General features: G+C 62.2%; 4 protein-coding genes. 3 read left to right on the plus strand and 1 reads right to left on the minus strand.

Translation table 11 applies throughout. The annotated features are described in order from the left end of the window. On the plus strand, positions 1–1862 hold a 1862-nt coding region (locus tag VF697_RS31865), incomplete at its 5' end, for a DEAD/DEAH box helicase family protein (RefSeq protein ID WP_331100869.1). Between the two features lie 192 nt (positions 1863–2054). Here VF697_RS31865 and VF697_RS31870 read toward each other — a convergent pair. Beyond that, positions 2055–2762, minus strand: a complete 708-nt coding sequence (locus VF697_RS31870) for a hypothetical protein (protein WP_331100870.1) — start codon at positions 2760–2762, stop codon at positions 2055–2057. A 292-nt stretch (positions 2763–3054) separates the two neighbouring features. Here VF697_RS31870 and VF697_RS31875 point away from each other — a divergent pair, with 292 nt between their 5' ends. Together VF697_RS31875 and VF697_RS31880 are read left to right on the plus strand one after the other, a co-directional pair. Next, complete coding sequence (locus VF697_RS31875) at positions 3055–3315, plus strand: hypothetical protein (RefSeq protein ID WP_331100871.1); 261 nt, start codon at positions 3055–3057, stop codon at positions 3313–3315. A gap of 205 nt (positions 3316–3520) precedes the next feature. Continuing rightward, positions 3521–4666, plus strand: a complete 1146-nt coding sequence (locus VF697_RS31880) for a hypothetical protein (protein WP_331100872.1) — start codon at positions 3521–3523, stop codon at positions 4664–4666. Positions 4667–4922 lie beyond the last annotated feature (256 nt).

The following is a 4922-nucleotide window of genomic DNA, read 5'->3' on the forward strand; positions in this document are numbered from 1 at the left end:
AGGCCCGGGTCGCGGGACTCGGCTCCATCATGGATTTTGATGCGGACTGTGAGCGGTTTCTTCGGCTGCCGCACGACAATCCTCACCTATATCCTTACCAGATGATGGCCAATGCAGCCATCGAGCGCGCGCTGGCGGAGCGAAAGCGGCACCTGCTCGTGAAGATGGCACCTGGCACCGGCAAGACCGTCATGATGGTGAACCAGGTTTTCCGGCTCATGAAGGCCGGACTCGTCCGGCGTGCGCTCTTCCTCGTCAATAATCTGGCCTTGGCGGACCAATGGGCGTCTGCGTTCTCATCATTCGAGGTAGAGCCCGGTAGGAAGTTCACTGAGATCTACGAACTCCTCAACCCGCAGACCAGCACATTGCCCGGGCATGTCTTTGTCTACGTTTGCACGGTCCAGCGCATGGTGGCCTCCGTGCTTGGCGACAAGGGCCATTCCGATCCCGATAAGGCATATAGCGAGGCAGGCGTTGGTCGGCTCGGCCTCTCTCGCCGGACCTTCGATCTGATTGTCGCTGATGACTGCTTGCTCGGTTCCACGTCAGGAGAGGTCTCAGCCTGGCAATCGGTACTGGAGTACTTCGATGCCATCCAGATCGGGCTCACCGCAACACAGCAACCCGGTACGGCGGCGTACTTCCAGCATACGGCCTTCGAGTACACCCATGCACAGGCTGTAGCCGACGGGGTTCTCGTCGACTATGACATGGTCAAGTCCCGCTCCAAGGGCCGGAAGAACAACGTCCTCACCCGTGAAGGCAATCTCGTCGAGGTCATCGATCCCAGGGCCCACCACTCGCGACATCAATCACTCGAAGATGGGCGGCGATTCGACACCAAGCAGTTCAATGCGAACCTCACGTCCCCGAAGCTAGCTCGGTGCATCCTCGAAGAAATAAAGACATACGCGGATGAGCACGAACGGGAATACGGTCGCTTTCCGAAGACGCTCATCTTTGCGGCGAACGATCTCGCCGGCAGGTCGCATGCGGATCAACTCACGGCGATCGCACGCGAGGTTTTCGGCCGTGGGGACGACTTCGTCTACAAAATCACCAGCCGCGTCGAAAAGTGGCAGGAGTACCTCCGCCGTTTCCGCCACGAAATGGTCCCTGGCGTAGTGGTCACCGTGGAACTCCTCCTGAAAGGCGTCGATCTCCCGGATGTTGAGTTCCTCGTGATTCTGCGACCCGTGAAGAGCCAGGCTGTCTTCGAGCAGCTCATCGGGCGTGGCATGCGGAGGGGAGTGCTCTACCCCGACAAGGATCACTTCAAGGTCTTCGACTTCTTCGACAAGAGGCTTTTGGTTGAGGAGGACAGCGAACCGCCGGACCGATCGGGCCCTGGTTATGGAGCGTTCCTCCTGCGAAGAACGATGCGGCGGATTGTCGAGTGGATTGCCAGGTTCCCTGCCGGACTTGGGGAACTGGACTGGCCTGAGCTCGAGAGGATGCTCCGCGAGATCTTCGAGGAGCTGGGCTTCGAGACGCGGCATACACCCCTGGCGCGGGACGGGGGATTCGACCTGGAACTTGCCTGCACGGAGAACGACAAGCGCGCCATCTTCCTCGTCGAGGTCAAGCATTGGACTGCCCCGTCCTGTCCCGGAACGAAAGAGCTGAAGAGCTTCTTCGATGTGGTGGTCAGGAACCCTGTGGAGGCAGGGCTCTTTCTCTCGAGCTCCGGGTTCAAGGCCAAAGCCATCGTCGGAAGAACCGCGGTTGAACGCCAGAAGGTCCGATTGGGGGACCGCTCCAAGATCATCACCTTGTGCCGACAATTCGTCCGGCGCGACACAGGGGACTGGATCGAGTCTCGCTCACTGCCAGATATCCTGTTCGACGATACGCTCTAGCCCTTCTCAATCACATTCCAAGCCCGGAGGTGGTGTCTGAGACTCGTAGGGCGACTCGTGGAGCGCGAGGTCTCGGGAACGAGTCCTTTGACACCTACGCCGGGCCTTCGCCGCTGCCTCAGGCACGGGGCTCGCCTCTTGTGGCTTCGGCTCTGCCCCCGTTTGAGAGAGCAAAGCCAAGGGTTCCATTGCTTAGTTAGCCTGCTTGTCCTTCAGAAGACCTCTGTAGCGGTTTGCGAAGTAGGAATCCGTGATTGAAACGAACTGCGATACGGCGTCCGTGTAACGGGCGACCCGATCCTGCGTGAGCTGGATGGGCTCACCAGGTGCCAATCCGAACTGTGGATGCCTACGGCAGAAATCCAACGTTACCAGTCCAGCTCGGTGGATGATAACGTGACGTATCCCCCACAGTTCCTCCAACTGCTCGGCCAACTCCTTCGGGTATGAAGAAGCACCCATCCGCTGCAGTCTGTTGATCCATAGGGCGGGCCCCCCTTTATCCACCCAGCTCCGCGCCCACCTGATCCGCAATTGCTCCGCAAGATCATCCAGCGAACGCGAAGCCTGGATATCACCATAACTCGCCTTCTGCTCGGAGTCATTCAGTAACTGCGTGTCTAAACCCGAGAAAAAGACCAGGACATCCTGCAGGTACGTCTCAGCAAAGGTCACCAGCATAGCGCAGTGCCATTCGAACACAAACGCGAGATTGGCGTTCCGTCTGGCCACACGCCGTTCAAGCGCCGAGATCCTTTGCGAGTCCCCCGTCGCCTTGGAGCGTACCAACTCGGCGTCAAGCTCCTTGCTGTCTACCCGGAGTGCTTTGAGTAGCCCCTTCAGCCTGGAAAGGTTGCTGATGAATGTCGTGTTGGCAGGCGAATGAACTTCCGTTTCCATGCTTCGCAATTTAGCCCTCTGCATGGCATTTGATCTACGGTTCCTGGCAGTCGCCTAAAGGTCCAAGCCGTTCCTACGCTTGCCGGAAAGGTGTCAGACGACTCGTAGGGCGACTCGTGGAGCGCGAGCTGTCGGAACGAGTCACGGAGAGTGGTGCATGGCGGGGATCATGCAGAGCAGGGGCCCGTCAGCTCTGCCTTCATTATGATGGCGGCACTGAAATTTAATTTCTCTTATTCCAACCAATACGTGTTTTTGTTATGGTTTGGGGAATAACCGTAACGGAGGCCGCATGCGACTGAGCTTTGTTGGTGGTCTGTTGGCGACGGCGCTGATGGTGGGTTGTGGTGCCCCCCTGGAGCCGGAAGAGGGAACCGAGCTGTCCACGCAGGAAGCTCAGCTGCCCGACTGCTCCGCCAGCGCTGACACCCTGTACACGTACTACCGCGACGCGAGCTACACCCAGATGATCGGCCAGCGGGGTTGCTCGTGTGGCATGTGGATGAGCTGGGGCACGACGTCGACCTACCGCCAGTTCTCCCCGGAGTGCTAGGCCTTCCGCTGCGGTAGAGGCCTCGTCCTCCGGGGCGTTCCCTCCCGGAGGACGAGCGCGGCCGCTCTGACACCCTTCTCGGCACCCCAAGGGCTTCATCCGCACCCGGGTGCTCGACACGGAGGGCCCTGAGTCAGAGGGTCTCTTCGTTGTGGAGTGGGTGGGCTTGTTCGCCACGGGCCACATCCCGTATGCAGCCGTTCGCTTGCCTCGCACTCTTCTCGTGGCCTTCGTCCTGCTGCTCTCCACCGCCCCCGCCTCCGCGCTCGCCGCCGAGAGCTCCACCTGGGGCACCACCTTCCCCGCGGATGCCCTGGCGACGCACCTTGGCGACGCGCCGGCCCGCTACCTGCTGGTGCCCGCCGGGATTGCCTCGCCGGAGCTCGCCCAGGCGGAGCTGGCCCTGGCCTCGGCGCTGCGGGCCAGCGGCAAGGCCCTGCTGGTCATGAATGCCCAGGCGCTCGGTCAGGTGGCACAGCTGGATGATGCCTCCATCGCCCAGCGTGGCGCGGGCTTCCCCGTGGATCGCGTGATGGTGCTGCGGCTCTTCCCGGATGCCTCCGGCGCGCTGACCCAGGCGGTGGTGACCCTGTACGACACGACAGGCCAGTCACATGGCTCCTTCTCCGCGGTAGCGGGGACGGCGCTCTCCGCCAGGACCCAGGCGCCCCAGCAGCAGCAGGCCGCCACGCCCGCGCCGAGGGCGCCCGCGCCGCCGACCGTGCCAAATGCGAATCCGACGGAGCAATACGAGCAGCAGTACATCGGCTTCGACGAGGTCGTCGCCGTGAACGCGGGGACTGGCTCCGTGTTGTCCAAGTGGACCATGCCCTTCGTCGGCAAATTCAAGAAGCCGCTCGAGGGCGATGCCCTCTACAAGCTGGTGGGCCGTGACGACCTGGCGCAGGTCTACCAGGACAAGATGATCACCAAGACGGTCGTGAGCGTCCTGGGCGGGGCGGCCCTCCTGGGCGGAGGCATCCTCTCCGTCACCGCCATCACCGCCAAGAGAGAGGAGTGTAATGTCTTCTCGCCCGGCTTCGACGCCTGCTTTGAGCGCAACCGTCAGAGCTTCGACGAGAAGAGGACGACGGTCCTGATGGGCATCGGCATTTCGGGGGTGGGCATTGGCGTCCTGTCGTGGGGCCTGCTGATGAGCCCCCACCCCGTCACCCCCAGCGAGGCACGCGAGCTGGCCGACGGCTACAACAAGAAGCTCAAGGGGAAGCTGGGGCTTTCCGAAGAGGGGACGCCCGTCACGCCCGCGCCCACCACCTCCTCCATCCAGGCCCGCCTCTCCCCGGTGCTGGGCCCCAACGGTGCCGGGCTTCGGTTGAGCGGGACGTTCTGAGGCAACCCGCTCACTTCCGACCGAGAGGAAAGAAAAAGGGGTGCACGCCCATGAGCGTGCACCCCGTGAAGTGAAGCGGAGCCGGGCCGATCAGGCGGCGGCGCGGAGCAGGTCGGCGACCTTGAAGGCCGCGAACTGGCTCAGGTTGTACTTGTCGCCCTGCGCGGCGGGAGACGTGTCGTTCTTGCGCGAGCTCATCAGGCCCTTGACGAGGTCCAGGACGCCGCCCGTGCTGTTGGCCTGCGAGCCCAGGCCG

This window comes from Archangium sp. (assembly GCF_036388035.1).
Taxonomy (GTDB): Bacteria; Myxococcota; Myxococcia; order Myxococcales; family Myxococcaceae; genus Archangium.

Coding starts and splice junctions, on each gene's coding strand:
- VF697_RS31875 (WP_331100871.1), top strand. CDS start 3,055: ATGCGACTGAGCTTTGTTGGTGGTCTGTTGGCGACGGCGCTGATGGTG.
- VF697_RS31870 (WP_331100870.1), bottom strand. CDS start 2,762: ATGGAAACGGAAGTTCATTCGCCTGCCAACACGACATTCATCAGCAAC.